A 26547-nucleotide genomic window follows, 5' to 3' on the forward strand; every position below is an offset into this window, starting at 1 on the left:
TTTTCAGGTTTTTCTCTTCAACCGACCGGCTGTTTGCGTGAAGTGATTCACATCCACCGTGTCGATGGAGGCGCATTATAGGGATCCCATTTTTTAGCACAAGTGTTTTTTGGATCTTTTTTGCTGAATGCTTGTTTTTCACCCCTTTCGCTATATTCCTGCGCAATTTGGCTGATTTTTGATAGATAAATCACTTGCACAGTCTCGATAATCCAACCAAAGTCTTCATTACCGCTCTATTTTCGCTGAGGTAAACATGTCTGATGTACTGCGCCCTTATAAGGATCTTTTCCCACAGATCGGAAAACGCGTGATGATCGACACCAGTAGCGTCGTCATTGGTGATGCCCGTTTGGCTGATGATGTCGGAATTTGGCCACTGGTCGCGATCCGTGGCGATGTGAACTACGTGCAAATCGGTGCGCGTACAAACATTCAGGACGGCAGCGTTCTACATGTCACGCATAAATCTACATCCAATCCACAGGGTAATCCGCTGATCGTAGGTGAAGATGTCACAGTTGGTCATAAAGTCATGCTGCACGGTTGTACCATTGGTAACCGCGTATTAGTCGGCATGGGATCGATTCTGTTGGACGGTGTCGTTGTTGAAGACGACGTTATGATTGGGGCGGGAAGCCTGGTTCCGCAAAACAAACGCCTGGAGAGTGGATATCTGTACCTGGGAAGCCCGGTTAAGCAGATCCGTCCATTGAGTGATGAAGAGAAAGCAGGCTTGCAATACTCAGCTAACAACTATGTTAAGTGGAAAGATGAGTATTTAAGTCAGAGTAACCACACCCAACCCTGAGCGTCTTCCTGCTGGTCCTGGATCAATGCTTCGGCCTCTTCTTCCAGGTCCCAGCGATGTAATCGAAAGGTTTCCAGCCACTGTTCAGGCGTCTCACCGCCAAAGCGGGACGCCAACATCTTTCCCGATATGGCACATGTTAACTGCATCCCATGAACCATTGCAGGGAAAACAATGGCATTTACATCCGTCCGCCATTCTTCTCGATCGGGAAACTGGATCGCCTGATTCATGCCGACAATTCCTGTTGCATGCTTTTAATGACCGGCTCAATCTGGGGTAAAACGCCATGCCAGAGCAAAACAGCATGTGCAGCTTGTCCCACCAGCATCCCCAGACCATCGGCATACTGTTTCGCCCCATGCTTTTCACACCAGGAAAGGAACGGCGTATTCCCTTTCTGATAAAACATGTCGTAGCAGTAGGCGGAGGGATGGATAAGAGATGCCGGAATAGACGGGACCTCACCGCTAATACCGCTGGACGTCGCGTTAATAATCAGATCAAAGCGGTGATTATCAAGTTCGTCCATTTCCACTGCCTGCACGCTACCGGTATGAGAGAAGAGCTGTGCCAGTTCTTCAGCGCGGGAGGCCGTACGATTAACAATGGTTACCGCACAATCCATTGAAAGAAGAGGTAGCAATACCCCACGGGATGCACCGCCCGCACCAATCAGCAGAATTCGCGATCCGGGACGAATGAAAGATAAACGCTCAAGATCGCTTAATAAACCGATACCATCCGTGTTATCTCCCAGCAAACGTCCATCCTCCAGCCGTTTAAGGGTGTTAACTGCTCCAGCTAGCGATGCCCGGTCTGTTAATTCATCGGCACGCGCAAACGCCTCTTCTTTAAAAGGAACGGTGACATTTGCTCCCTTACCCCCCTCAGCAAAAAAGGCGTTCAGCGAATTCGCAAAGTCATTGATCGGCGCCAGTACACGTCCATAGGAGTAATCAATCTTCAGCTGCTCTGCAAATTGCTGATGAATAAAAGGCGATTTACTGTGCGCTATCGGATTACCAAAAACAGCATAGGCTTCTTTCATATTACCCCTGTCGAAACTGTTCACCCGTCAGTGCATCACGGATCTCCGAAGGATTCAAACGCCCTCCGGTCTCTCCTTCAACAACGGGAAAGTCTGTACCAAACTGCGCGCGGACTTCCTCTACCGTTCGGCAAGGCGGTAAGCCACTCAAATTTGCACTGGTGGAAACTATAGGTTTGCCATAAGCCTGGCACAGTGCAACCACCAGCGGATGATCTGTGACACGCACGGCCAGCGAATCAAAACGACCGGTCAACCAACGAGGTGTAGACGCAAGTGCCGGGAAAACGAAGGTGACAGGACCCGGCCAGCGAGCGAAGATAGCCTCGCGTTGAGCATCAGTAAGCGAGCTATCGTCAATATAGGGCTTAAGTTGCTCAAAGTTAGCCGCAATCAAAATTAGGCCTTTCTCGACCGGGCGTTGTTTTAGTTCCAACAAACGACTTACTGCCGTTTCGCTGTCGGGATCGCAGCCGACACCAAATACAGCTTCTGTTGGATAGGCGATGACTTTCTCTTGGTTCAGTACCTCTATTGCAGCAGCGATAGGGCCTGTGGGCAGGTTATTATTCACTTTTTTATTCCGCCGAAATCGGCTTTCCACATTGTTTACTGGCACAGAAATGCTTCACACCCTGCGCGGTTTTCTTTTCGATGAGTAGCGGATAATGACACTCTGGACATTCTCCGGCTAACGGTTTGAAGTTAATGACAAACTGGCACTCCGGATAGCGATCGCAGGAGTAAAAAGTTTTGCCATAACGTGAACGCCGCTGGACCAGGTGACCAGTCTGGCATTGAGGACAGACTATTGCTGTTTCATCAGGCTTGTCGATAAGCTCGGTGTGATCGCACGCAGGGTAGTCACTGCATCCGATAAACATACCGAATCGCCCCTGTCGCAGCACCAACTCAGCGCCACATGCAGGGCAAAACTTACCCTCCAGAACTTTGACAATATGTCCGTCCGCCGATGATTTCAGCGGACGGACATAATCGCAATCTGGATAGTGTGAACAACCGAGAAACGGACCGTGTTTCCCGGAGCGAATAACCAGTTCGGCCCCGCATTGTGGGCAGGGCTCGTTTTTACGCACCGTAAACAGTGCTGATTTAGCCATAACAACTCATACTGAATGAAGATTGATTAATGCAGCATACCTTCATTCACTTCAAAGAGTAATTCTTCCATTTGCTGATAGGCATTTTCACAACCCGGAATGTTGAATAGCACCATCAGGATTACCCACTTCAGGTCTTCCAGATCAAACTCTGCCGTATCCAGCGCGAGTACGCGCTCAATGACCATTTCTCGCGTTTCGAGGTTTAGCACCTGAATCTGCTCCAGGAATAGCAAGAATCCGCGACAGCTCGCATCCAGTCGTTCACATTCTTCTGCAGTATAAATACGCAGAGAAAGAGGGTCAGACGCCAGCTGCATAGGTTCGGCAAGGCCATCCTGATAATCAGCAAGCTTTTCCAGCCACAGTAACGCGTTGTAGATGTCTTCACGATCAAAACCAGCGTCGGTAAGATCCCGTTCCAGTTTGTCCTGATCCACACGCAGCTCAGCTTCGTTATGGATATATGTCTCAAACAAATACATTAGTACGTCGAACATGGCATGCCCTCCTCAATCGGACATAGCCGCCGGGTACAGCTGCGATCCATCCTGCTAACTCCAGTTCGAGTAGTTGAGCCACTACCTCTGGCACAGGTTGGCCGGCACGTTCAGCGACGACGTCAACAGGTGTTACCTCATCTCCTACGTTAGCCAGGAGCTCAGGAAATGGCAATGCCACCTCTTCGTGATCTGGCGAATAAATTGATTTTTCAGGTTCATCTGGCAACCATTGCAGCCCATATTGCAAATTTTCCAGAATTTCCTCTGGTGCGGTCACAAGTGTGGCTCCCTGCTGAATAAGCCAATGTGGACCTTCACTTCCCGGACTCCCAATCGGTCCGGGCAAAGCAAAAACCTCCCGTCCTTGTTCCAGCGCACAGCGTGCTGTGACCAATGAACCGCTGCGCTGCGCGGCCTCAACGACCAGGACACCTTTACTTAGACCACTGATAATACGATTTCGTCGGGGAAAATTGCGCGGCAGCGGGAACGTATCTAATGGGAACTCAGACACTAATGCGCCGCCGGACTCAATCAGACGTTCAGCGAGACGAACATGCTGTCGTGGATGAATGGTCTCAAGCCCATTTCCCAGCACCGCAATACTCGTGCCTTGTCGGTTTATCGCCGCATTATGCGCTACGCCATCAATCCCTCGGGCCAGCCCACTGGTTATCGTCACCCCAAACGCGGCAAGCTTTTCGCAAAATAATCGCCCCCAACGTTCGCCATACCATGAATGCTGGCGACTACCGACGACGGCAACCTGAAATGAATGCAGGCATGCGGGAGTACCGGCAACGAAAAGCACCCCAGGATAATCTTCAATCGCGCGCAGTTGGGGCGGATAATGCTTGCTGTCGGCAACCACTAAATGGTGGTTCGGCTGCTCCAACCAACGCAGCGTTTTTTCCAGTAACGGCTCTGAAAAGGTTAAAAAGCGCATGGCCTGGCGGGAAGATAATCCTGCGTGCTGGAGTATCGTGTTGTTAATACAGGGTTGGGCATTGAGCCAGTGGGCAAGGCGCACCATCTCATCACCATACAGTTCATTCACTTGCGCTAAACGTAGCCAAATTTCAATTTGGGTCATCCCTGCTCCCCTGCCACAAGCAGTCCTGGCAATCTTTGCGATTGGTCACTGATGCTGTCAATCAGAGGGGGTTTTGTCTAGAATAGAGGTAATAATCTTTTCAACTCCTGAACACAACTCTGGATAACTATGTCAGTTTTGCAAGTGTTACATATTCCGGACGAGCGCCTTCGCAAAGTCGCAAAACCGGTTGAAGAAGTGAATGCAGAAATTCAGCGTATCGTTGATGATATGTTCGAAACGATGTACGCCGAAGAGGGTATCGGTCTGGCGGCAACACAGGTCGACATCCATCAGCGCATCATTGTTATTGATGTCTCTGAAAATCGCGACGAGCAGTTGGTTTTAATCAACCCGGAGCTGCTGGAGAAAGATGGCGAAACCGGCATTGAAGAAGGTTGCCTGTCTATCCCCGAACAGCGTGCGTTAGTACCACGTGCTGAGAAAGTAAAAATTCGTGCGCTCAATCGCGACGGTAAATCTTTTGAACTGGAAGCCGATGGCCTGCTCGCTATCTGCATTCAACATGAAATGGATCATCTGGTCGGTAAACTGTTTATCGATTATCTGTCTCCGTTGAAGCAACAACGTATTCGTCAGAAAGTTGAAAAACTCGACCGCCTGAACGCCCGAGCTTAAGGATAAGAATCAACGTGTCAGACTCACTACGTATTATTTTTGCGGGTACACCTGACTTTGCAGCGCGTCACCTTGACGCGCTGTTGTCTTCTGGACATAACGTCGTTGGCGTGTTTACCCAACCGGACCGCCCTGCGGGACGCGGTAAAAAGCTGATGCCCAGCCCGGTAAAAGTGTTAGCAGAAGAAAAAGGGATACCGGTTTTCCAGCCCGTCTCTCTTCGCCCTCAGGAAAACCAACAGTTGGTTGCTGATTTACACGCAGACGTGATGGTGGTAGTGGCATATGGACTGATTCTGCCAAAAGCCGTGCTGGAAATGCCGCGCCTGGGTTGTATCAACGTTCACGGTTCCCTGCTTCCACGCTGGCGTGGCGCAGCACCGATTCAACGTTCACTGTGGGCTGGCGATAGCGAAACGGGTGTTACCATCATGCAAATGGATGTTGGTCTCGACACCGGTGATATGCTGCTTAAGCTCTCATGCCCGATTACGGCAGAGGATACCAGCGGTTCGTTATACGACAAGCTGGCAGACCTGGGGCCTCAGGGGCTGATTGAAACGCTAAAACAGCTGGCTGCTGGCACGATAAAACCCGTGGTACAAGATGAATCACTGGTTACGCATGCAGAGAAACTCAGTAAAGAAGAGGCCCGTATCGACTGGTCACTTTCGGCCGCTCAGTTGGAGCGCTGCATCCGTGCCTTTAACCCGTGGCCAATGAGCTATATCGTCATCGACGAGCAACCAGTAAAAATTTGGCAGGCGACGGTGATAGATACGCCCGCTAACGCTGAACCAGGCACAATTCTGGAAGCGACCCGCCAGGGTATCCAGGTTGCAACAGGCGACGGCATCCTGAATCTCGTCTCTTTGCAGCCTGCAGGCAAAAAAGCCATGAGTGCGCAGGATCTGCTTAATTCGCGCCGGGAGTGGTTTGTGCCCGGAAACCGTCTGGCCTGACGGTTCATCTCTTTAAGCCCGGTGTTACCGGGCATTTTTATTTTCGCACTTATGAAAAAACATCTTAATTTACGCAGTATGGCGGCCCAGACCGTCGAGCAGGTTGTCGAAAAGGGGCAATCATTAAGCAACGTGCTGCCCGCCAAGCAGCAAAAAGTTGCCGATAAAGATAAAGCGCTGTTGCAAGAGCTTTGCTTCGGCGTATTGCGCACACTCTCGCAACTGGAGTGGATGATCCAGCAACTGATGGAACGTCCGATGACGGGCAAACAGCGTACCGTTCACTACCTGATCATGGTGGGCTTCTACCAACTGCTGCATACCCGTATCCCACCCCATGCTGCGCTGGCCGAAACCGTAGAAGGTGCGGTGGTGATTAAGCGTCCGCAGTTGAAAGGGCTGATCAATGGCGTATTACGCCAGTTCCAGCGCCGTCAGGAAGAACTACTGACCGAGTTCGCACAAAGCGATCTACGTTTCTTACACCCCTCCTGGCTGGTAAAACGTATTAAAGCCGCTTATCCACAGCAGTGGGAAGCCATCCTTGAGGCTAATAACCAACGCCCGCCAATGTGGCTCCGTGTTAATCGCAACCACCATACGCGCGACGCCTGGCTGGAACTACTCGCCGAAGCAGGATTGACCGGTTTCCCTCATCCGGATTACCCGGATGCGGTCCGTCTGGAAACACCAGCCCCCGTGCTCGCCCTGCCAGGTTTTGAGCAAGGTTGGGTCACCGTTCAGGATGCCTCTGCCCAGGGTTGCGTCAGCTATCTGCAGCCACAAAACGGAGAGCAGATCCTTGATTTATGTTGCGCTCCCGGCGGCAAGACCACCCACATTCTGGAGGTCGCGCCAGATGCGAACGTGATGGCAGTCGATGTCGACGATAAACGCCTGTCTCGCGTGTATGACAACCTGAAACGCCTGGGTATGAAAGCAACCGTGAAGCAGGGTGATGGTCGCTATCCGCAGCAGTGGTGCGGTGAGCAACAGTTTGACCGTATTTTGCTGGACGCTCCATGTTCTGCCACTGGTGTGATCCGTCGCCATCCGGATATCAAATGGCTGCGTCGCGATCGCGATATTGCCGAACTCGCTCAGTCTCAGGCGGAGATCCTCAACGCAACCTGGACACACCTTAAGCCGGGCGGCACGCTAGTCTATGCAACCTGTTCTATTCTGCCAGAAGAAAACCAACAGCAGATCGCCGCGTTCCTTGCACGCACACCGGATGCGGTGTTAAGCGAAACCGGTACGCCAGAGCAGCCAGGACGTCAGAATTTACCGGGTGCAGAAGATGGCGACGGCTTCTTTTACGCTAAGCTAATCAAAAAGTGATGAGATAACGGGTCGCGACTGATGAAAATTATCATTCTTGGCGCAGGGCAAGTTGGCGGTACGCTGGCTGAAAACCTGGTCGGAGAGAACAACGATATCACGGTAGTCGATACCAATGGTGAGCGCCTGCGCAGCTTGCAGGACAAGTTCGATCTCCGCGTCGTGCAAGGACATGGTTCACATCCCCGTGTATTGCGTGAGGCTGGTGCCGACGATGCCGATATGCTGGTTGCCGTAACCAGCTCAGATGAAACAAATATGGTTGCCTGCCAGGTAGCTTATTCCCTGTTTAATACGCCTAACCGTATCGCCCGTATTCGTTCACCGGATTATGTTCGCGATGCGGACAAGCTATTCCAATCCGATGCTGTCCCTATCGATCATCTGATTGCGCCTGAGCAACTGGTTATCGATAGCATTTATCGCCTGATTGAATATCCGGGCGCATTGCAGGTCGTGAATTTTGCCGAGGGCAAAGTCAGTCTGGCGGTCGTGAAAGCTTATTACGGCGGACCGCTAATCGGTAATGCGTTGTCGACAATGCGCGATCACATGCCGCATATCGATACCCGCGTTGCGGCAATATTCCGTCATGACAGGCCAATTCGCCCGCAGGGCTCTACCATCGTTGAAGCGGGTGATGAGGTTTTCTTTATCGCGGCATCACAGCACATTCGCGCCGTCATGAGCGAGCTACAGCGTCTGGAAAAGCCGTACAAACGCATTATGTTAGTCGGTGGCGGTAACATCGGTGCGGGGCTCGCGCGGCGTCTGGAAAAAGATTACAGCGTCAAACTGATCGAGCGTAATCAGCAGCGCGCATCGGAGCTTGCAGAGAAATTGCAAAATACGATCGTCTTTTTTGGCGATGCTTCGGATCAAGAGCTGCTGGCGGAAGAACATATCGATCAGGTTGATCTGTTCATTGCGGTGACCAACGACGATGAAGCTAACATCATGTCGGCGATGCTGGCTAAACGAATGGGCGCCAAGAAAGTGATGGTGCTAATCCAACGCAGAGCGTACGTCGATCTGGTACAGGGCAGCGTGATCGATATTGCGATTTCACCGCAGCAGGCGACCATCTCCGCACTCCTGAGCCATGTGCGTAAAGCTGATATTGTTGGTGTTTCATCACTACGCCGCGGCGTAGCGGAAGCCATTGAAGCCGTCGCACACGGTGATGAGACAACATCTCGGGTGGTAGGTCGCTCGATTGATGAAATTAAACTTCCGCCTGGCACCATTATTGGCGCCGTTGTACGGGGTAATGATGTGATGATTGCCAATGACAACCTGCGTATTGAACAGGGCGATCACGTTATTATGTTCCTGACAGATAAAAAGTTTATTACCGACGTCGAGCGCTTATTCCAGCCAAGCCCCTTCTTCCTGTAATAATTTGGGCGCTAATATAGCGCCCTTTTTATTTCCCTTTATTTATCAGGGCCTAATAATTTTTCCTTTCCGCAATACATAAATGGAAATTGCCTAAACATTTGTTAAACTTATAAACGTCAGCTGCATAGGGAGAATAAAATGAGCATTATTAAAGAGTTTCGCGAATTCGCGATGCGCGGGAATGTTGTCGATTTGGCAGTGGGTGTCATTATTGGTGCGGCATTTGGTAAGATCGTTTCATCACTGGTTGCCGATATCATCATGCCGCCACTGGGGTTGTTAATTGGTGGGATTGATTTTAAACAGTTTGCTTTAACGTTACGTGATGCGCAGGGAGACATCCCGGCGGTAGTCATGCATTACGGCGTATTCATTCAGAATGTCTTCGATTTCATTATTGTTGCGTTTGCTATCTTTATGGCAATCAAACTGATCAATAAATTGAATCGTAAAAAAGCTGAGGAGCCAGCGGCGCCCCCTGCACCATCTAAAGAAGAAGTATTACTAAGTGAAATTCGTGACCTGCTGAAAGAACAGAACAACCGCTCTTAAGCGTTCATTGAAACAAAAAGGCCAGTGGTAAAAAAGTGCTTCACTTTCTTGCCACTGGCCTCCCAGTTTCCCCGATTGCCATGTTTACCTTTACGTAGATAACTTCCCTTCCCTTTTTTATTTTTCTCAATGCGCTGCCTGAACAGTGGATCATGCAGAAGCGCCTCAATGGCGTTGTCCTTTATCTGTCCTTTGGTATGCTGATAACGGCTCATACTCTCTCCAGTTTGTGGGGGTAATTTACGCCGGGAGTGTAGACCTGACCGTGCAAAAAATCAACGGTCTGATATTGTCCCGCTGGCACCTTGTTCAAGTGCTTCAAGAATAGAACAGTACACACTGCTATGTGCTTTACCACAGCACGCGTCATTTAATCGTTGTAACGATCGTTGCATCGCCTGAAGCTCCGCTATGCGCGCTTCGACCTCTTGTAATCTTTCCTGAACGATCCCTTTTGATTCCTGGCAGGTATGGTGCTCTGGATCTATGCGGATCGAAAGCAGTTCGCGAATCGACTCCAGTGTAAAACCAAGCTGCCGGGCATAACGAATAAATTTAAGACGCTGAAGATCGCTTTCCGTGTAGAGACGAAACCCGCCTTCTGTACGTACTTCATGCTCCATCATCTGCTGCTTTTCATAGTAACGGATAGTATCCGGCGTCACGTCAGCCAGCTTCGCTAATTCACCAATTCGGTACATGCTCTCTCCGCTATTTGTCGTTGATCTTCTGTAGCAGCTTATCTGCGTATTCGCCGTGTAAAAACTCGGTGCTAAGTCCAGCTTGTCGAAGTTTTAGCTCCAGTAGCGACAACCGACGACTGACTTCCTGATAACTGGGATCATCTTTGCGGATCCCCGCGAGTATTTCAAGCAGTTGGATTGCCTCTCTGCGCTGCTCAAGCTCAGGTGGAAGACAACCTGCATTTTTTAATAAACGGTATCCGGCCCGAAGTTCTGGCGGAATATGGGAATCATCATCAAGCGTAAGCGGTTCGCCTGTACCAGGTAAATCATCAAACTCGCCTTTAGACTGTGCAGCAATAATATGGCGCTCTGCCCACTGGTCCAGTAACCACATATAACGCTCCAGGGGATGAACAAAAAGAGTACAGATATTGTAGATAAGTGGGGATAGGGCGGATATAAAAAAACCCGCCGAGGCGGGTTTTTTTACGTTACTACAGATTACTCTGCAGCAGCTTCTGTTTTCTCTGAACGATCAACCAGCTCGATGTATGCCATCGGCGCGTTGTCGCCTGCACGGAAACCACACTTCAGAATGCGAGTGTAACCACCGGCGCGGCTCGCGAAACGCGGGCCCAGTTCGTTAAACAGTTTTGCCACGATCTCGTTATCACGAGTACGGGCGAATGCCAGACGACGATTAGCTACGCTATCAGTCTTGGCAAGAGTAATCAGCGGCTCAACTACGCGACGCAGCTCTTTCGCTTTCGGCAGAGTCGTCTTGATGATTTCATGACGAACCAGTGAACCTGCCATATTGCGGAACATAGCCTGGCGATGGCTGCTGTTGCGGTTCAGTTGACGACCACTCTTACGATGGCGCATGACCTTATCCTTCTCAGTAAAACCTTAACCTGTGATCCGGTTACTCGTCAGCGATGCTTGCCGGTGGCCAGTTTTCCAGGCGCATGCCCAGAGACAGTCCACGGGAAGCCAGCACGTCTTTAATCTCAGTAAGAGATTTTTTACCAAGGTTAGGCGTCTTAAGAAGCTCAACCTCAGTACGCTGTACCAGATCACCGATATAGTGGATAGCTTCTGCTTTGAGGCAGTTAGCAGAGCGGACAGTCAATTCCAGATCGTCAACAGGGCGCAGCAGGATCGGATCGAATTCTGGTTTCTCTTCTTTAACTTCCGGCTGACGTACATCACGTAAGTCAACAAAAGCTTCCAGTTGTTCAGCCAGAATGGTTGCCGCACGACGAATCGCCTCTTCAGGATCGATTGTGCCGTTGGTTTCCATTTCGATGACCAGCTTGTCCAGGTCGGTACGCTGTTCTACACGCGCTGCTTCAACATTGTAGGCAATACGCTCTACAGGGCTGTAGCATGCGTCGACCAGCAGACGGCCGATTGGGCGCTCATCTTCTTCCGAATGAATTCGGGTAGAAGCCGGCACATAACCACGACCGCGCTGAACTTTGATGCGCATACTAATAGATGCGTTCTCATCGGTCAGGTGGCAGATCACGTGCTGTGGCTTGACGATTTCGACATCACCATCATGGGTAATGTCGGCTGCAGTCACAGGGCCAATGCCAGATTTATTCAAGGTAAGAATAACGTCATCTTTACCCTGAACTCTCACCGCCAGCCCTTTCAGGTTGAGCAGGATTTCCAGGATATCTTCCTGAACGCCTTCTTTGGTGCTGTACTCATGTAGTACACCATCAATCTCAACCTCGGTCACCGCGCAACCCGGCATCGATGAGAGCAGAATACGGCGCAGTGCGTTACCCAAAGTATGGCCAAAGCCACGCTCTAAAGGCTCAAGGGTCACCTTGGCGTGCGTCGAACTCACTTGCTCGATATCTACCAGGCGCGGTTTTAGAAACTCTGTCACAGAACCCTGCATTGTGTCCTCTCTTTGGTACTAAGCTTTACTTGGAGTAAAGCTCGACGATCAGGTGTTCGTTAATGTCCGCAGACAGATCAGAACGCTCCGGCTTACGCTTGAACGTACCTTCCATCTTGCCAGCATCAACTTCCAGCCAGGTTGGCTTTTCACGCTGCTCAGCCAGCTCCAGAGCGGCTTTCACGCGAGACTGCTTCTTCGCTTTCTCACGAATGCTAACAACGTCATTCGGACTAACCTGATAAGAAGCGATGTTAACAACACGACCGTTTACCATAATTGCTTTATGGCTGACCAGCTGACGTGCTTCTGCACGAGTGGCACCGAAGCCCATACGGTATACAACGTTGTCCAGACGACCTTCCAGCAGACCCAACAGGTTTTCACCGGTGTTGCCTTTCAGACGTGCTGCTTCTTTGTAGTAGTTACGGAACTGACGCTCCAGCACACCATAGATACGGCGAACTTTTTGCTTTTCACGCAACTGCACACCATAGTCAGACAGACGCGGTTTACGCGCACCGTGCTGGCCAGGAGCTTGTTCAATTTTACACTTGGTATCGATCGCGCGAACGCCAGACTTAAGGAATAAGTCAGTGCCCTCACGACGGCTCAGCTTGAGCTTAGGACCCAAATATCTTGCCATTTTCTTTCTCCAACAATCCTAGAAACGACAGCGTTATACGCGACGTTTTTTCGGCGGACGACAACCGTTATGAGGGATCGGAGTCACATCAGTAATATTAGTGATGCGGAAACCAGCGGCGTTCAGAGCACGAACAGTAGATTCGCGACCTGGACCCGGTCCTTTGACCATAACTTCCAGATTCTTGATACCGTATTCTTTTACGGCTTCAGCGCAACGCTCTGCTGCAACCTGAGCTGCAAACGGAGTGGATTTGCGAGAACCACGGAAACCGGAACCACCGGCTGTTGCCCAACCCAGTGCGTTACCCTGACGATCAGTAATGGTAACGATGGTGTTGTTAAAAGAAGCATGGATATGAGCCACGCCGTCAGAGACTTGTTTTCTTACACGTTTACGTGCACGAATTGGTGCCTTTGCCATTATTCAATCACCCCGATTATTTCTTGATCGGTTTGCGCGGACCCTTACGGGTACGTGCGTTGGTCTTGGTACGCTGACCGCGAACCGGGAGACCACGACGATGACGCAAACCGCGATAGCAACCAAGGTCCATAAGGCGCTTGATGCTCATGCTAACTTCACGGCGCAGATCACCTTCAACGACAAATTTGGCAACTTCGTCACGCAGCGTGTCGATTTGTTCTTCAGACAGCTCACTGATCTTAACATCTTCAGCGATACCCGCTGCAGCCAGAATGGCTTTAGAACGGGTCTTGCCGACGCCGTAGATCGAAGTTAATGCGATCACGGCATGTTTCTGATCAGGAATGTTAATGCCTGCTATACGGGCCACTATGCACTCCTACTATTTAATATGTACGCACCATGCTGAAAAGCCCGTTTTCAGGATACTCAAATGGAAACGCACAGACATACAAAAGATTGGCTGGCTAATCTAGCCAGCTCAACCCAACTTTGCAAGAAAAATATGCGAATAAATCAGCCTTGGCGCTGTTTATGCTTCGGCTCGGCACTGCAAATCACACGGATGACACCATCACGCTTAACGATTTTGCAGTTACGGCATAATTTCTTGACGGAAGCACGAACTTTCATTTTTACTCTCCGTAACTTCTCGGGCGACTGTTAACGGCCGTAGCCTTTCAGATTCGCCTTCTTCAATGCAGACTCGTACTGACTTGACATCATCAGAGTTTGCACTTGAGCCATAAAGTCCATAATCACGACAACAACGATAAGCAGTGAGGTCCCACCAAAGTAGAACGGTACTTTCATTGCATCACGCATGAACTCCGGGATCAGGCAGATAAAGGTAATGTAGAGCGCACCAACCAAAGTCAGGCGGGTCATTACTTTATCGATATACTTCGCCGTTTGCTCTCCCGGACGAATTCCTGGTACAAATGCACCGGACTTCTTCAGGTTATCTGCTGTTTCACGCGGGTTGAAAACCAACGCCGTGTAGAAGAAACAGAAGAATATGATTGCAGACGCATAGAGTAACACATAAAGCGGTTGCCCAGGCTGCAAATACAGCGAAATTGTTGTCAGCCAGTTCCAACCAGTCCCGCCCCCGAACCATGACGCGATGGTCGCCGGGAACAGAATAATACTGGAAGCGAAGATTGCCGGGATTACCCCCGCCATATTCACTTTCAGCGGTAAATGTGTGCTCTGTGCAGCATAGACACGACGACCTTGCTGACGTTTCGCGTAGTTTACCACAATACGGCGTTGACCACGCTCAACAAATACAACAAAGAACGTCACTGCAAATACTAATACTGCAACCAACAGCAACACGAGGAAGTGCAGGTCGCCTTGACGCGCTTGCTCGATAGTATGGGCAATGGCTGGCGGGAGTCCCGCAACGATACCGGCGAAGATAATGATTGAGATACCGTTGCCGATACCGCGTTCAGTAATCTGTTCGCCCAACCACATCAGGAACATAGTCCCTGTAACCAGACTTACAACAGCGGTGAAATAGAATGCAAAGCCTGGATTCATTACCAGGCCCTGCATACCAGGCATATTCGGCAGACCGGTAGCAATACCGATCGACTGGAATATTGCCAGCACCAGAGTACCGTAGCGGGTGTACTGGCTGATCTTACGACGACCAGACTCCCCTTCTTTCTTAATTTCTGCCAGCGTTGGGTGAACCACCGTCAGCAGCTGGATAATGATCGACGCCGAGATATACGGCATGATCCCCAGAGCAAAGATAGAAGCACGGCTGAGAGCACCACCAGAGAACATGTTGAACATTTCAATGATGGTGCCTCGCTGTTGCTCAAGCAGTTTGGCAAGTACAGCGGCATCAATACCAGGGATCGGAATAAAAGAGCCAATACGGAACACAATAAGCGCACCGATTACAAACAGCAGTCTGCGTTTCAGCTCGCCTAAGCCACCTTTGGCACTTTGAAAATCTAATCCCGGTTGTTTAGCCATCTGCTACTTATTCCTCGATTTTACCGCCAGCAGCTTCGATAGCAGCACGAGCGCCTTTAGTAACACGCAGGCCACGAACAGTTACCGGAGTAGTGACTTCACCAGCCAGGATCACTTTCGCGAACTCGATCTGGATACCGATAATGTTAGCTGCTTTCAGCGTGTTCAGGTCTACAATACCGCCTTCAACTTTAGCCAGGTCAGACAGACGAACTTCGGCTGTAATCGCTGCTTTACGTGAAGTGAAGCCGAATTTCGGCAGACGACGGTACAGAGGCATCTGACCACCCTCGAAACCGCGACGTACGCCACCGCCAGAACGAGACTTCTGACCTTTGTGACCACGACCACCGGTTTTACCGAGGCCAGAACCGATACCACGACCCAGGCGTTTACCCGCCTTTTTGGAGCCTTCGGCCGGAGACAGAGTATTTAAACGCATCTCTTACTCCTCAACTTTAACCATGAAGGAAACCGCGTTGACCATACCACGAACAGCAGGAGTATCCTCGCGTTCTACGGTGTGACCAATACGACGCAGACCCAGGCCAAGCAGCGTTGCCTTGTGTTTCGGCAGACGACCGATTGCACTGCGGGTTTGAGTAATTTTAATAGTCTTTGCCATGGTTTATTTCCCCAGAATTTCTTCAACGGATTTACCACGCTTGGCAGCGACCATTTCCGGAGATTTCATATTTTCCAGACCGTCGATAGTTGCACGAACCACGTTAATCGGGTTGGTGGAACCATACGCTTTAGCCAGAACGTTACGAACTCCAGCGACTTCCAGAACGGCGCGCATTGCACCACCGGCGATGATACCGGTACCTTCGGAAGCCGGCTGCATGAATACACGAGAACCCGTGTGAGTACCCTTAACCGGGTGCTGCAGGGTGCCGTGGTTCAGCGCGACGTTAATCATATTGCGACGGGCTTTTTCCATCGCTTTCTGGATCGCTGCTGGAACTTCACGCGCTTTACCGTAACCAAAACCAACGCGACCGTTACCATCGCCAACTACAGTCAGAGCTGTGAAGGAGAAAATACGACCACCTTTAACGGTTTTAGATACGCGGTTTACCGCGATCAGCTTTTCCTGCAGTTCGCCAGCTTGTTTTTCGATGTGAGCCATCTTACACCTCTACCTTAGAACTGAAGGCCAGCTTCACGGGCAGCATCTGCCAGTGCCTGGACACGACCATGATATTGGAACCCGGAACGGTCAAAGGACACATCTTTGATGCCTTTTTCCAGAGCGCGTTCGGCGACAGCTTTACCCACAGCTGCTGCAGCGTCTTTGTTACCGGTGTACTTCAGTTGTTCAGCGATAGCTTTTTCTACAGTAGAAGCAGCTACCAGAACTTCAGAACCGTTCGGTGCAATTACCTGTGCGTAAATATGACGCGGGGTACGATGTACCACCAGGCGAGTTGCGCCCAGCTCTTTGAGCTTGCGGCGTGCGCGGGTCGCACGACGGATACGAGCAGATTTCTTATCCATAGTGTTACCTTACTTCTTCTTAGCCTCTTTGGTACGCACGACTTCGTCGGCGTAACGAACACCCTTGCCTTTGTAAGGCTCAGGACGACGGTAGGCGCGCAGATCTGCCGCAACCTGACCGATCAGCTGTTTATCAGCGCCTTTCAGCACGATTTCAGTCTGAGTCGGACATTCTGCAGTGATACCTGCCGGCAGCTGATGATCAACTGGATGAGAGAAACCTAAAGCCAGGTTTACTACATTCCCTTTGACCGCTGCACGATAACCTACACCAACCAGCTGCAGCTTCTTAGTGAAGCCTTCGGTAACACCGACAACCATTGCATTCAGCAGGGCACGCGCGGTACCAGCCTGAGCCCATCCATCTGCGTAACCATCACGCGGACCGAAGGTCAGTGCATTATCTGCATGATTTACTGCAACAGCATCGTTGAGAGTACGAGTCAGCTCGCCGTTTTTACCTTTGATCGTAATAACCTGACCGTTGATTTTTACATCAACGCCGGCAGGAATAACGACCGGTGCTTTAGCAACACGAGACATTTTTTCCTCCGATTAGGCTACGTAGCAGATAATTTCGCCACCAAGACCAGCCTGGCGCGCTGCACGATCAGTCATAACACCTTTAGAGGTAGAAACAACTGCGATACCCATGCCAGCCATAACTTTCGGCAGCTCGTCTTTACGCTTATAAATGCGCAGACCTGGGCGACTGACACGCTGAATGCTTTCTACAACAGCTTTACCCTGGAAATACTTAAGAGTAAGTTCCAGTTCCGGCTTGGTGTCGCCTTCAACTTTAAAATCTTCAATAAAACCTTCTTCCTTCAGCACGTTGGCAATTGCCACTTTCAGCTTGGAGGAAGGCATGGTGACCGCAGCTTTATTCGCGGCCTGACCGTTACGGATACGGGTCAGCATATCCGCGATCGGATCTTGCATGCTCATCTGTCTTTACTCCCGTGATTCAATTGGTAATTACCAGCTAGCCTTTTTCAAGCCTGGTACTTCACCGCGCATTGCGGCTTCACGCAGTTTGATACGGCTCAACCCGAACTTGCCCACATAGCCATGCGGACGACCTGTTTGACGGCAGCGGTTACGCTGACGGGACGGGCTGGAATCACGCGGCAGAGACTGCAGCTTCAGAACTGCGTTCCAACGATCTTCGTCGGTCGCGTTCACATCAGAGATAATAGCTTTCAGTTCAGCGCGTTTTGCGAAGTACTTATCAGCTAAAGCTACGCGCTTTACTTCGCGTGCTTTCATTGATTGCTTAGCCATTCAGTAACCCTACCTTACTTGCGGAACGGGAAGTCAAAGGCAGCCAGCAGAGCACGGCCTTCTTCGTCAGATTTCGCAGTAGTGGTAATGGTAATATCCAAACCACGCACGCGGTCGACTTTATCGTAGTCGATTTCTGGGAAGATGATCTGCTCACGGACACCCATGCTGTAGTTACCACGGCCATCGAATGACTTAGCGGACAGGCCACGGAAGTCACGGATACGTGGAACAGCAATAGTGATCAGACGCTCAAAGAACTCCCACATGCGTTCGCCACGCAGAGTTACTTTACAGCCGATCGGATAGCCCTGACGGATTTTGAAGCCTGCAACTGATTTGCGTGCTTTGGTGATCAGCGGTTTTTGACCGGAGATTGCTGTCAGGTCAGCTGCTGCGTTATCCAGCAGTTTCTTGTCAGCGATCGCTTCACCAACACCCATGTTCAGGGTGATCTTCTCGACCCGAGGGACTTGCATGACAGAATTGTAGTTAAACTCAGTCATGAGTTTAGCGACTACTTCGTCTTTGTAGTAATCATGCAGTTTCGCCATCGTACTACTCCAAATTACTTGATAGTTTCGCTGTTAGATTTGAAGAAACGGACTTTTTTGCCGTCTTCGAATCTAAAGCCTACACGGTCAGCCTTGCCGGTTGCCGCGTTGAAGATTGCAACGTTAGAAACCTGAATAGCAGCTTCTTTTTCAACGATGCCGCCTGGTTGGTTCAGAGCCGGAACCGGCTTCTGGTGTTTCTTAACCAGGTTGATACCTTCAACAATGAGCTTGCCGGAAGACAAGACATTCTTAACTTTACCGCGTTTACCTTTATCTTTACCGGTTAACACGATAACTTCGTCATCACGACGGATCTTCGCTGCCATGATTCGCTCCTTAGAGTACTTCTGGTGCCAGAGAGATAATTTTCATGAACTTCTCGTTACGAAGTTCACGAGTTACCGGCCCAAAAATACGCGTACCGATAGGTTGCTCGCTGTTATTGTTTAAAATAACGCATGCATTACCATCGAAGCGAATGACAGAACCGTCCGGGCGACGAACACCCTTCTTGGTGCGCACCACTACCGCCTTCAGCACATCACCTTTTTTGACCTTACCACGCGGAATTGCTTCCTTGATGGTGATCTTGATGATATCGCCGACGCCTGCGTAGCGACGGTGCGAGCCACCCAGAACCTTGATACACATTACGCGACGTGCACCGGAGTTGTCGGCGACGTTCAGCATAGTCTGTTCTTGGATCATTTTAGTGCTCCGCTAATGTCAACTACTACTGAGACCCGAAAATCAGGTCGTTAAAAAAGCCCCATATCGGGGGCGCGGCATTATAACACCGCTCAAACGATATGGGTAGAAAAAATAAACGGCTCATCGCTGAGCCGTTTATTCGTTGAGAATGCCTACTGTATTACAGAACGGCTTTCTCTACAACGCGAACCAGCGTCCAGGACTTAGTCTTGGACAGCGGACGGCATTCGCGGATTTCAACCACGTCACCAGTACCGCATTCGTTGTTCTCGTCATGTACGTGCAGTTTGGTCGTACGCTTAATGAATTTACCGTAGATCGGGTGTTTCACAAAACGTTCGATAGCAACAACGATGGATTTCTCCATTTTATCGCTAACAACGCGACCTTGCAGAGTACGGATTTTATCGGTCATTACGCACCCGCCTTCTCAGTCAGTAAAGTCTTAACGCGTGCGACATCACGACGCACTTGCTTCAACAGGTGAGACTGTTGCAGCTGGCCACTTGCAGCCTGCATACGCAGGTTGAACTGCTCACGCAGCAGATTCAGCAGCTCGGTGTTCAGCTCTTCAACACTCTTCTCACGCAGCTCTTTTGCTTTCATTACATCACCGTCTTAGTTACAAAGGTGGTTTTAATCGGCAGTTTCGCTGCTGCCAGCTTGAATGCTTCACGGGCCAGCTCTTCCGGTACGCCGTCCATTTCATACAGGACTTTACCCGGCTGAATCAAGGCAACCCAATACTCTACGTTACCTTTACCTTTACCCATACGCACTGCCAGCGGCTTTTCAGTGATCGGTTTGTCCGGGAATACACGGATCCAGATCTTACCTTGACGCTTAACTGCACGGGTCATAGCACGACGTGCTGCTTCGATCTGACGGGCAGTCAGACGACCACGGCCAACAGCTTTCAGACCGAAGCTGCCGAAGCTAACATCCGCGCCAGCAGCCAGACCGCGGTTACGGCCTTTGTGCATTTTACGGAATTTTGTACGCTTTGGTTGTAACATCAGCGACGCTCCTTATTTACGGCCTTTACGCTGCTGCTTTTTAGGTTGCGCAGCCGGTTTTTCCGGTTGTTCAACAGCAGCCATACCACCCAGGATCTCGCCTTTGAAGATCCACACTTTAACGCCGATTACACCGTAAGTGGTGTGCGCTTCAGAGGTGTTGTAGTCGATGTCAGCACGCAGAGTGTGCAGCGGTACGCGACCTTCGCGGTACCATTCGGTACGTGCGATTTCCGCGCCGCCCAGACGGCCGCTAACTTCAACTTTAATACCTTTAGCGCCCAGACGCATTGCGTTCTGTACAGCACGCTTCATAGCACGACGGAACATAACGCGACGTTCCAGCTGAGAAGTGATGCTGTCAGCAACCAATTTTGCGTCCAGTTCAGGCTTACGCACTTCGGCGATATTGATCTGGGCAGGAACGCCAGCAATATCAGCTACGACTTTGCGCAGTTTTTCTACGTCTTCGCCTTTCTTACCGATAACGATACCCGGGCGAGCGGTGTGAATGGTCACACGGATGCTCTTAGCCGGACGCTCGATAACGATACGAGATACAGACGCTTTAGCCAGTTCCTTAGTCAGGTACTGACGTACTTTAAAATCGCTGTCCAGGTTGTCAGCGAATTCTTTGGTGTTCGCAAACCAGGTTGAGTTCCATGGTTTTACAATACCCAGGCGAATACCATTAGGATGTACTTTCTGACCCATTGCTAGTCTCCAGAGTCTCAGCGATCGGACACAACCACAGTAATGTGGCTGGTGCGCTTCAGGATGCGATCTGCACGACCTTTTGCACGCGGCATAATGCGCTTCATGCTCGGGCCTTCGTCTACGAAAATTTTCGTAACTTTCAGATCGTCAATGTCAGCGCCATCGTTGTGTTCAGCGTTAGCAATGGCAGATTCCAGGACTTTCTTAACCAATACAGCCGCTTTCTTATTGGTGTAGGTCAGAATATCCAGAGCCTGCGACACTTTCTTACCGCGAATCAGGTCTGCAACAAGGCGAACCTTCTGAGCAGAAGAACGAGCATGGCGATGTTGAGCTAAAGTTTCCATCTCTTCCTCCTACCTTATTTCTTCTTCGCTTTTTTATCAGCAGCGTGGCCGCGATAAGTACGAGTCGGTGCGAATTCACCCAGTTTGTGGCCGACCATTTCGTCGGAAACAAATACCGGAACGTGCTGACGACCATTATGGACAGCGATGGTCAAACCGATCATGTTAGGAAAGATCGTTGAACGACGGGACCAAGTGCGCAGGGGCTTCTTGTCTCCGCTTTCCACCGCTTTCTCTACCTTCTTCAGCAAGTGCAGGTCAATAAAAGGACCTTTCTTGAGAGAACGTGGCATGGCTTATCCTCTAAAATTATTTGCTACGGCGACGTACGATGAATTTATCAGTACGCTTGTTGCTGCGGGTCTTCTTACCTTTGGTCTGAACGCCCCACGGAGTTACCGGGTGCTTACCAAAGTTACGACCTTCACCACCACCATGTGGGTGATCGACTGGGTTCATCGCAGTACCGCGAACGGTAGGACGAACACCACGCCAGCGTGCAGCACCTGCTTTACCCAGAACGCGCAGCATATGCTCAGCATTGCCAACTTCGCCCAGAGTTGCACGGCAGTCTGCTTCGACTTTACGCATTTCACCAGAACGCAGACGCAGGGTGACATAAGCACCATCACGAGCAACGATCTGAACGTAAGTACCAGCGGAACGTGCCAGCTGACCGCCTTTACCTGGTTTCATTTCTACGTTATGAACGGTAGAACCAACCGGGATATTGCGCATCGGCAGGGTGTTACCTGCTTTGATTGCAGCATCAACGCCAGACTGAATCTGGTCGCCAGCTTTCAGGCCTTTAGGGGCCAGGATGTAACGGCGTTCACCGTCTTTGTACAGAACCAGCGCGATGTTCGCGGAGCGGTTCGGATCGTACTCAAGACGTTCAACAATTGCTGGGATACCGTCTTTGTTGCGTTTGAAGTCAACAATACGATAAGCCTGCTTGTGACCACCACCGATGTGACGAGTGGTGATACGGCCATTGTTGTTACGACCACCGGATTTGCTGTTTTTTTCAACCAGCGGAGCAAAAGGTTTGCCCTTGTGCAGCTCTGGGTTGACCACTTTAACAACGTGGCGACGACCCGGAGATGTCGGTTTACATTTAACAACTGCCATTGTATTACTCCTCCGACTTACTCAGCGCCGCCGACGAAGTCCAGATTCTGGCCTTCCTTCAGGGTGACGTAAGCTTTTTTCCAGTCGCTACGACGACCGATACGCTGTCCGTGACGTTTAACTTTCCCTTTAACTACCAGGGTGTTAACGACTTCGACTTCGACTTCAAACAGTTTCTGCACAGCAGCTTTGATTTCTGCTTTGGTCGCGTCTTTAGCAACTTTGAGAACGATGGTGTTAGTTTTTTCCATCGCAGTAGACGCTTTTTCAGAAACGTGCGGTGCGCGAAGCACCTTCAGCAGACGTTCTTCACGAATCATGCCAGCATCTCCTCAACTTGCTTAACAGCATCAGCAGTCATTACGACTTTGTCGAAGGCGATCAGGCTAACCGGGTCGATACCAGTTGCATCGCGTACGTCAACCTTGTGCAGGTTGCGCGCAGCCAGGAACAGGTTTTCGTCCAGCTCACCGGTGATGATCAGCACATCTTCCAGAGCCATGTCTTTCAGTTTCTGTGCCAGCAGCTTAGTTTTAGGCGCTTCAACAGAGAACTTCTCGACAACGATCAGACGATCCTGACGTACCAGTTCGGACAGAATGCTTTTCAGCGCGCCGCGGTACATCTTCTTGTTAACTTTTTGACTGTGGTCCTGCGGGCGAGCAGCGAAGGTTACGCCACCTGAACGCCAGATCGGGCTCTTGATAGAACCTGAACGCGCACGGCCGGTACCTTTCTGGCGCCACGGCTTTTTGCCTGAACCAGTTACTTCAGCACGAGTCTTCTGAGCACGAGTACCCTGACGAGCACCAGCTGCATAAGCAACAACAACCTGGTGAACCAGCGCTTCGTTGAAATCACGACCGAAGGTAGTTTCGGAAACAGTCAGCGCGCTCTGCGCGTCTTTCAATACTAATTCCATTGCTATCCCCTTACGCCTTCACAGCTGGTTTAACGATCAGGTCGCAACCGGTCGCACCCGGAACACCACCTTTAACCAGCAGCAGGTTGCGCTCAGCGTCAACACGTACTACGTCCAGGCTCTGAACGGTTACACGTTCGTTGCCCAGCTGACCTGCCATTTTCTTGCCTTTGAACACTTTGCCCGGAGTCTGGTTCTGACCGATAGAACCCGGAACGCGGTGAGACAAGGAGTTACCGTGAGTAGCGTCCTGGGTACGGAAGTTCCAGCGCTTAACGGTACCAGCGAAACCTTTACCTTTAGAGGTACCGGTTACGTCAACTTTTTTAACGTCAGCAAACAGTTCAACGCTAATGTTCTGACCAACGGTGTATTCTTCACCATCTGCCAGACGGAACTCCCACAGGCCGCGGCCAGCTTCTACGCCAGCTTTAGCAAAGTGGCCAGCTTCCGGCTTAGTTACACGGTTAGCTTTTTTAGCACCGGTGGTAACCTGAACAGCGCGGTAGCCGTCGTTAGCCAGATCTTTAACCTGAGTAACGCGGTTTGCTTCAACTTCGATAACGGTTACTGGGATAGAGACGCCATCTTCAGTGAAGATGCGGGTCATACCCACTTTTTTACCGACTAAACCAATCATTGTATCAACCTCTCAATCGCTCGATGACCTGATTAACCCAGGCTGATCTGCACGTCTACACCGGCAGCCAGGTCCAGACGCATCAGAGCATCAACGGTTTTTTCAGTTGGCTCAACGATGTCAACCAGACGCTTGTGAGTACGGATCTCGTACTGATCACGCGCGTCTTTGTTAACGTGCGGAGAGATCAGAACGGTGAAACGCTCTTTGCGGGTCGGCAGCGGGATCGGACCACGAACCTGCGCACCAGTGCGCTTGGCAGTCTCGACGATTTCCGCGGTTGATTGATCGATCAGACGATGATCAAACGCTTTCAAACGGATACGGATTCTTTGGTTCTGCATGAGACCAGAGCTCCAATTATTTTATAAACGAAATAGTTACTCCTCAAACCCATTACGATTGATGGGAGAGTGTAACCGTTCTTACAGAGTTCCCCGATTGGGAACATTGTCTGGTATTGCTTTCGCCGTACCGGTGGCTCATATCGAACCGCTGTCAATATTAGACAAGCCCGCGCATTATACGTAAATCTCAGCCTGACGCAAGTGCCGCATAGAAATTAATCACTCTGTCATGGAACGCGTGTCCCCTTCCACTCTCACTGTATGCGCTGTTATGGATTGCGATCTCTCTGGAAGAAGGTTTACATAACTCGAATTTCGGTCTTGTACAACCTTGATGTTTAGCGGAGGGTGGCCTCTTTTCATACGAGGCTAACCTATGTATATCGACCTTCCCTTTGTGCTGATTTATGCAGGGTTATCGGGATTGCTCTGGTTTGAGGATTTACGCACTGGCCTATTACCCGACAAATTTACCTGCCCTCTTTTGTGGGGTGGCCTTATTTATCATCAGTGCTGCAGACCGGCGCAGTTATCCGACGCGCTTTGGGGTGCCGTAGCGGGTTATGGGGTATTTGCTTTGTTCTATTGGGGGTATCGTCTGATATGCCGTCAGGAAGGATTAGGCTTTGGTGATATCAAATTTCTTGCCGCCCTGGGCGCCTGGCATCGCTGGGACGCATTACCGTTGCTGGTCTTGCTTGCCGCCAGCCTGGCCTGCTGTATGACCGGGATTGCCTGGATTAAACATGGGAGAAAGGTATTAAAAAACCCGCTGCCTTTTGGACCCTATCTGGCGGCTGCGGGTTTTATTATTGGCGGGATTGGTCTAATCCAGGGCGTTTAGTCGCTGACTTTAATTTGCGATTGCAGATAGTTTTGCAAACCAAGTTTTGCAATCAGGTCCAGCTCCGTTTCGAGCCAGTCAATATGCCCTTCTTCTTCAGTCAGGATCTCAATCATCATGTCCCGGCTGACGTAGTCATGAACGCTATCGGCATAGGCAATGGCTTCACGTAAGTCTTTCGCGCCATCCAGTTCGAGCCGAAGATCCGATTGCAGCATCTCTTCAACGTCTTCACCTATGCCTAACTTGCCAAGATCCTGTAGGTTTGGGATCCCTTCCAAGAATAAAATACGCTCGATGTATTTATCGGCGTGTTTCATCTCATCTATAGACTCATGGTACTCGACATCATTGAGGCGCATCAGGCCCCAGTTTTTGAACATTCTCGCGTGGAGAAAGTATTGGTTGATTGCGACAAGCTCATTTCCCAATAGTTTATTGAGATAATTTATGATTTTAACATCACCTTTCATTTTATAGTCCCTCCGCTTCCACTCTTAGAGCGTAGATGGGGCTACCGGGATGTCAAAAAAAAGAGTGTGACTTAGGCGATCTCTTTAAATTCTGGCATTTGAGTTAATTCATCCTGCATGACTTCACGGGCAGCGCGAATGCACTTACCACATTGATTTCCCACAGGAATAAATTTACGTAATTGCTGAAAGGACTGAGGTTGAAACTGGCGAACAGCCTGACGAATTTTTTTATCACTTATCGCATTACACAAACAAACGTACATGATCGCTCCCGTTCAATTTCTGCGCAAAGTGTAAATGAGAATAGTTATGATTACAATAGCACAACGCTATTTACGCGGCGGGAGAATGAATAAAAAATGCGAATAAATATGACAGCAGCTAAACAGCAAGCAGCAAAAAGGGCGCCGAAGCGCCCTTTTTAAGCTCAAAGCTAATTAATTAATAATTAGCTCATTACTTTAGCAACAACGCCCGCACCTACAGTACGGCCGCCTTCACGGATTGCGAAACGCAGACCGTCGTCCATCGCGATCGGGTGGATCAGGGTAACAACCATTTTGATGTTGTCGCCCGGCATTACCATCTCTACGCCTTCCGGCAGTTCGATGGTACCAGTCACGTCAGTAGTACGGAAGTAGAACTGCGGACGGTAGCCTTTGAAGAACGGAGTATGACGGCCGCCTTCGTCTTTGGACAGGATGTACACTTCAGATTCGAACTTGGTGTGCGGCTTGATAGAGCCCGGCTTAGCCAGTACCTGACCACGTTCGATTTCTTCACGTTTGATACCACGCAGCAGAACACCAACGTTCTCACCAGCACGGCCTTCGTCCAGCAGTTTGCGGAACATTTCAACGCCAGTACAGGTAGACTTAGCAGTCTCTTTGATACCAACGATTTCAACTTCTTC

Annotated in this window: 47 protein-coding genes; 7 read left to right on the forward strand and 40 right to left on the reverse strand. The window is 50.3% G+C overall.

Annotated elements, in window-relative coordinates; translation table 11 throughout:
* Window positions 1–256: 256 nt before the first annotated feature.
* Window positions 257–811, forward strand: a complete 555-nt coding sequence (locus FDX11_RS09770; protein ID WP_038634622.1) for a gamma carbonic anhydrase family protein — start codon at window positions 257–259, stop codon at window positions 809–811.
* On the opposite strand, the gene FDX11_RS09775 is transcribed toward FDX11_RS09770, so the two are convergent.
* From FDX11_RS09775 to dprA, 6 genes are read right to left on the reverse strand one after another with little or no spacing between them, the layout of a single operon-like run.
* Window positions 787–1044 carry a DUF1488 domain-containing protein gene (locus tag FDX11_RS09775; RefSeq protein ID WP_061381067.1) on the reverse strand — a complete coding sequence of 86 codons (258 nt, stop codon included), beginning with the start codon at window positions 1042–1044 and terminating at the stop codon, window positions 787–789. The two genes, FDX11_RS09770 and FDX11_RS09775, sit on opposite strands and share 25 nt — an antisense overlap.
* Window positions 1041–1862 carry a shikimate dehydrogenase gene (gene aroE / locus FDX11_RS09780; protein WP_137349684.1) on the reverse strand — a complete coding sequence of 274 codons (822 nt, stop codon included), beginning with the start codon at window positions 1860–1862 and terminating at the stop codon, window positions 1041–1043. The genes FDX11_RS09775 and aroE overlap by 4 nt, the downstream gene beginning before the upstream one ends.
* Window position 1863: 1 nt before the next feature.
* On the reverse strand, window positions 1864–2436 hold the full coding sequence (gene tsaC / locus FDX11_RS09785) for an L-threonylcarbamoyladenylate synthase type 1 TsaC (RefSeq protein WP_042312111.1): 573 nt from the start codon (window positions 2434–2436) through the stop codon (window positions 1864–1866).
* 4 nt (window positions 2437–2440) lie between these two features.
* Window positions 2441–2983 (reverse strand): type I DNA topoisomerase, encoded by a 543-nt coding sequence (locus FDX11_RS09790; protein ID WP_042312108.1) that lies wholly within the window; start codon window positions 2981–2983, stop codon window positions 2441–2443.
* 26 nt (window positions 2984–3009) lie between these two features.
* Complete coding sequence (gene smg / locus FDX11_RS09795; protein ID WP_038634635.1) at window positions 3010–3483, reverse strand: DUF494 family protein Smg; 474 nt, start codon at window positions 3481–3483, stop codon at window positions 3010–3012.
* Entirely contained in the window at window positions 3455–4579 is a 1125-nt protein-coding gene (gene dprA, locus FDX11_RS09800; protein ID WP_137397837.1) for a DNA-protecting protein DprA, read from the reverse strand. Before dprA ends, smg begins: the two co-directional genes overlap by 29 nt.
* 129 nt (window positions 4580–4708) lie before the next feature.
* On the opposite strand from dprA, the gene def reads away from it, so the two are divergent.
* The 5 genes from def to mscL all read left to right on the forward strand — a co-directional run bounded on the left by def (window position 4709) and on the right by mscL (window position 9474).
* Entirely contained in the window at window positions 4709–5218 is a 510-nt protein-coding gene (gene def / locus FDX11_RS09805; protein WP_038634641.1) for a peptide deformylase, read from the forward strand.
* A gap of 14 nt (window positions 5219–5232) precedes the next feature.
* The gene (gene fmt, locus FDX11_RS09810) at window positions 5233–6180 is read left to right on the forward strand and encodes a methionyl-tRNA formyltransferase (RefSeq protein ID WP_042312102.1); all 948 of its coding nucleotides are present in this window, start codon (window positions 5233–5235) and stop codon (window positions 6178–6180) included.
* Window positions 6181–6231: 51 nt separating this feature from the next.
* Entirely contained in the window at window positions 6232–7521 is a 1290-nt protein-coding gene (gene rsmB / locus FDX11_RS09815) for a 16S rRNA (cytosine(967)-C(5))-methyltransferase RsmB (protein ID WP_137397838.1), read from the forward strand.
* Window positions 7522–7542: 21 nt separating this feature from the next.
* Window positions 7543–8919 (forward strand): Trk system potassium transporter TrkA, encoded by a 1377-nt coding sequence (trkA, locus tag FDX11_RS09820; RefSeq protein WP_006687350.1) that lies wholly within the window; start codon window positions 7543–7545, stop codon window positions 8917–8919.
* A 141-nt stretch (window positions 8920–9060) separates the two neighbouring features.
* Window positions 9061–9474, forward strand: a complete 414-nt coding sequence (gene mscL / locus FDX11_RS09825; protein ID WP_003031152.1) for a large-conductance mechanosensitive channel protein MscL — start codon at window positions 9061–9063, stop codon at window positions 9472–9474.
* On the opposite strand, the gene FDX11_RS09830 is transcribed toward mscL, so the two are convergent.
* The 31 genes from FDX11_RS09830 to rpsJ all read right to left on the reverse strand — a co-directional run bounded on the left by FDX11_RS09830 (window position 9471) and on the right by rpsJ (window position 24311).
* Window positions 9471–9689, reverse strand: a complete 219-nt coding sequence (locus FDX11_RS09830) for an alternative ribosome-rescue factor A (RefSeq protein WP_042312099.1) — start codon at window positions 9687–9689, stop codon at window positions 9471–9473. The two genes, mscL and FDX11_RS09830, sit on opposite strands and share 4 nt — an antisense overlap.
* A gap of 60 nt (window positions 9690–9749) precedes the next feature.
* On the reverse strand, window positions 9750–10175 hold the full coding sequence (gene zntR, locus FDX11_RS09835; RefSeq protein ID WP_042312097.1) for a Zn(2+)-responsive transcriptional regulator: 426 nt from the start codon (window positions 10173–10175) through the stop codon (window positions 9750–9752).
* Between the two features lie 10 nt (window positions 10176–10185).
* A complete protein-coding gene (locus tag FDX11_RS09840) occupies window positions 10186–10554 on the reverse strand; it encodes a DUF1992 domain-containing protein (protein WP_038634662.1) in 369 nt (122 codons plus the stop codon).
* Window positions 10555–10661: 107 nt separating this feature from the next.
* The gene (rplQ, locus tag FDX11_RS09845; protein WP_001216370.1) at window positions 10662–11045 is read right to left on the reverse strand and encodes a 50S ribosomal protein L17; all 384 of its coding nucleotides are present in this window, start codon (window positions 11043–11045) and stop codon (window positions 10662–10664) included.
* A gap of 40 nt (window positions 11046–11085) precedes the next feature.
* The gene (gene rpoA / locus FDX11_RS09850; protein ID WP_003031139.1) at window positions 11086–12075 is read right to left on the reverse strand and encodes a DNA-directed RNA polymerase subunit alpha; all 990 of its coding nucleotides are present in this window, start codon (window positions 12073–12075) and stop codon (window positions 11086–11088) included.
* Between the two features lie 25 nt (window positions 12076–12100).
* Window positions 12101–12721, reverse strand: a complete 621-nt coding sequence (gene rpsD, locus FDX11_RS09855; protein WP_003031138.1) for a 30S ribosomal protein S4 — start codon at window positions 12719–12721, stop codon at window positions 12101–12103.
* A gap of 33 nt (window positions 12722–12754) precedes the next feature.
* Window positions 12755–13144 (reverse strand): 30S ribosomal protein S11, encoded by a 390-nt coding sequence (rpsK, locus tag FDX11_RS09860; RefSeq protein WP_003031137.1) that lies wholly within the window; start codon window positions 13142–13144, stop codon window positions 12755–12757.
* Window positions 13145–13160: 16 nt separating this feature from the next.
* Window positions 13161–13517, reverse strand: coding sequence for a 30S ribosomal protein S13 (gene rpsM, locus FDX11_RS09865; RefSeq protein WP_003031135.1), 357 nt, complete (start codon window positions 13515–13517; stop codon window positions 13161–13163).
* A 146-nt stretch (window positions 13518–13663) separates the two neighbouring features.
* Window positions 13664–13780, reverse strand: coding sequence for a 50S ribosomal protein L36 (rpmJ, locus tag FDX11_RS09870; RefSeq protein ID WP_000868187.1), 117 nt, complete (start codon window positions 13778–13780; stop codon window positions 13664–13666).
* A gap of 30 nt (window positions 13781–13810) precedes the next feature.
* The gene (gene secY, locus FDX11_RS09875) at window positions 13811–15142 is read right to left on the reverse strand and encodes a preprotein translocase subunit SecY (protein WP_001118864.1); all 1332 of its coding nucleotides are present in this window, start codon (window positions 15140–15142) and stop codon (window positions 13811–13813) included.
* Window positions 15143–15149: 7 nt separating this feature from the next.
* Window positions 15150–15584 carry a 50S ribosomal protein L15 gene (gene rplO / locus FDX11_RS09880; RefSeq protein ID WP_042002878.1) on the reverse strand — a complete coding sequence of 145 codons (435 nt, stop codon included), beginning with the start codon at window positions 15582–15584 and terminating at the stop codon, window positions 15150–15152.
* Between the two features lie 3 nt (window positions 15585–15587).
* Window positions 15588–15767, reverse strand: coding sequence for a 50S ribosomal protein L30 (rpmD, locus tag FDX11_RS09885; protein WP_001140434.1), 180 nt, complete (start codon window positions 15765–15767; stop codon window positions 15588–15590).
* A 3-nt stretch (window positions 15768–15770) separates the two neighbouring features.
* Complete coding sequence (gene rpsE / locus FDX11_RS09890; protein ID WP_003031131.1) at window positions 15771–16274, reverse strand: 30S ribosomal protein S5; 504 nt, start codon at window positions 16272–16274, stop codon at window positions 15771–15773.
* 14 nt (window positions 16275–16288) lie between these two features.
* Entirely contained in the window at window positions 16289–16642 is a 354-nt protein-coding gene (rplR, locus tag FDX11_RS09895; protein ID WP_000358956.1) for a 50S ribosomal protein L18, read from the reverse strand.
* 9 nt (window positions 16643–16651) lie between these two features.
* On the reverse strand, window positions 16652–17185 hold the full coding sequence (gene rplF, locus FDX11_RS09900; protein ID WP_006687355.1) for a 50S ribosomal protein L6: 534 nt from the start codon (window positions 17183–17185) through the stop codon (window positions 16652–16654).
* A 12-nt stretch (window positions 17186–17197) separates the two neighbouring features.
* The gene (gene rpsH / locus FDX11_RS09905; RefSeq protein ID WP_003031127.1) at window positions 17198–17590 is read right to left on the reverse strand and encodes a 30S ribosomal protein S8; all 393 of its coding nucleotides are present in this window, start codon (window positions 17588–17590) and stop codon (window positions 17198–17200) included.
* A gap of 30 nt (window positions 17591–17620) precedes the next feature.
* Window positions 17621–17926 carry a 30S ribosomal protein S14 gene (gene rpsN / locus FDX11_RS09910; RefSeq protein WP_003031125.1) on the reverse strand — a complete coding sequence of 102 codons (306 nt, stop codon included), beginning with the start codon at window positions 17924–17926 and terminating at the stop codon, window positions 17621–17623.
* A gap of 14 nt (window positions 17927–17940) precedes the next feature.
* On the reverse strand, window positions 17941–18480 hold the full coding sequence (rplE, locus tag FDX11_RS09915; protein ID WP_003031123.1) for a 50S ribosomal protein L5: 540 nt from the start codon (window positions 18478–18480) through the stop codon (window positions 17941–17943).
* 14 nt (window positions 18481–18494) lie between these two features.
* Window positions 18495–18809: a 50S ribosomal protein L24 gene (rplX, locus tag FDX11_RS09920; RefSeq protein ID WP_004106345.1), complete on the reverse strand. Its 315-nt coding sequence runs from the start codon at window positions 18807–18809 to the stop codon at window positions 18495–18497.
* Window positions 18810–18819: 10 nt separating this feature from the next.
* Window positions 18820–19191, reverse strand: coding sequence for a 50S ribosomal protein L14 (gene rplN / locus FDX11_RS09925; RefSeq protein WP_000613954.1), 372 nt, complete (start codon window positions 19189–19191; stop codon window positions 18820–18822).
* 163 nt (window positions 19192–19354) lie between these two features.
* Entirely contained in the window at window positions 19355–19609 is a 255-nt protein-coding gene (gene rpsQ, locus FDX11_RS09930) for a 30S ribosomal protein S17 (protein ID WP_003031120.1), read from the reverse strand.
* Entirely contained in the window at window positions 19609–19800 is a 192-nt protein-coding gene (gene rpmC, locus FDX11_RS09935) for a 50S ribosomal protein L29 (RefSeq protein WP_000644742.1), read from the reverse strand. Before rpmC ends, rpsQ begins: the two co-directional genes overlap by 1 nt.
* Window positions 19800–20210, reverse strand: a complete 411-nt coding sequence (gene rplP / locus FDX11_RS09940; protein ID WP_000941208.1) for a 50S ribosomal protein L16 — start codon at window positions 20208–20210, stop codon at window positions 19800–19802. Before rplP ends, rpmC begins: the two co-directional genes overlap by 1 nt.
* A gap of 12 nt (window positions 20211–20222) precedes the next feature.
* Window positions 20223–20924, reverse strand: coding sequence for a 30S ribosomal protein S3 (rpsC, locus tag FDX11_RS09945; RefSeq protein WP_000529945.1), 702 nt, complete (start codon window positions 20922–20924; stop codon window positions 20223–20225).
* Window positions 20925–20941: 17 nt separating this feature from the next.
* Window positions 20942–21274 carry a 50S ribosomal protein L22 gene (gene rplV / locus FDX11_RS09950; RefSeq protein WP_000448832.1) on the reverse strand — a complete coding sequence of 111 codons (333 nt, stop codon included), beginning with the start codon at window positions 21272–21274 and terminating at the stop codon, window positions 20942–20944.
* A 14-nt stretch (window positions 21275–21288) separates the two neighbouring features.
* Window positions 21289–21567 (reverse strand): 30S ribosomal protein S19, encoded by a 279-nt coding sequence (rpsS, locus tag FDX11_RS09955; RefSeq protein WP_001138115.1) that lies wholly within the window; start codon window positions 21565–21567, stop codon window positions 21289–21291.
* Window positions 21568–21583: 16 nt separating this feature from the next.
* Window positions 21584–22405 carry a 50S ribosomal protein L2 gene (rplB, locus tag FDX11_RS09960; RefSeq protein ID WP_042312092.1) on the reverse strand — a complete coding sequence of 274 codons (822 nt, stop codon included), beginning with the start codon at window positions 22403–22405 and terminating at the stop codon, window positions 21584–21586.
* A 17-nt stretch (window positions 22406–22422) separates the two neighbouring features.
* Window positions 22423–22725, reverse strand: coding sequence for a 50S ribosomal protein L23 (gene rplW / locus FDX11_RS09965; RefSeq protein WP_000617546.1), 303 nt, complete (start codon window positions 22723–22725; stop codon window positions 22423–22425).
* On the reverse strand, window positions 22722–23327 hold the full coding sequence (gene rplD, locus FDX11_RS09970; protein WP_000424395.1) for a 50S ribosomal protein L4: 606 nt from the start codon (window positions 23325–23327) through the stop codon (window positions 22722–22724). The genes rplW and rplD overlap by 4 nt, the downstream gene beginning before the upstream one ends.
* Window positions 23328–23337: 10 nt before the next feature.
* Window positions 23338–23967, reverse strand: coding sequence for a 50S ribosomal protein L3 (gene rplC / locus FDX11_RS09975; protein WP_003031117.1), 630 nt, complete (start codon window positions 23965–23967; stop codon window positions 23338–23340).
* A 32-nt stretch (window positions 23968–23999) separates the two neighbouring features.
* Window positions 24000–24311, reverse strand: a complete 312-nt coding sequence (rpsJ, locus tag FDX11_RS09980; RefSeq protein WP_001181005.1) for a 30S ribosomal protein S10 — start codon at window positions 24309–24311, stop codon at window positions 24000–24002.
* A 379-nt stretch (window positions 24312–24690) separates the two neighbouring features.
* Here rpsJ and FDX11_RS09985 point away from each other — a divergent pair, with 379 nt between their 5' ends.
* Window positions 24691–25158 (forward strand): A24 family peptidase, encoded by a 468-nt coding sequence (locus FDX11_RS09985; RefSeq protein WP_137397839.1) that lies wholly within the window; start codon window positions 24691–24693, stop codon window positions 25156–25158.
* On the opposite strand, the gene bfr is transcribed toward FDX11_RS09985, so the two are convergent.
* The 3 genes from bfr to FDX11_RS10000 form a co-directional block, all read right to left on the reverse strand.
* Window positions 25155–25631: a bacterioferritin gene (bfr, locus tag FDX11_RS09990; RefSeq protein WP_042312088.1), complete on the reverse strand. Its 477-nt coding sequence runs from the start codon at window positions 25629–25631 to the stop codon at window positions 25155–25157. The genes FDX11_RS09985 and bfr overlap by 4 nt on opposite strands.
* Before the next feature lie 71 nt (window positions 25632–25702).
* A complete protein-coding gene (gene bfd / locus FDX11_RS09995) occupies window positions 25703–25897 on the reverse strand; it encodes a bacterioferritin-associated ferredoxin (protein WP_006687360.1) in 195 nt (64 codons plus the stop codon).
* Between the two features lie 185 nt (window positions 25898–26082).
* Window positions 26083–26547, reverse strand: a 465-nt coding sequence (locus FDX11_RS10000) for an EF-Tu/IF-2/RF-3 family GTPase (RefSeq protein ID WP_042326251.1), incomplete at its 5' end; no start/stop codon positions are given.

Source organism: Citrobacter sp. wls714, assembly GCF_005281025.1.
Classification (GTDB): domain Bacteria; phylum Pseudomonadota; class Gammaproteobacteria; order Enterobacterales; family Enterobacteriaceae; genus Citrobacter; species Citrobacter werkmanii.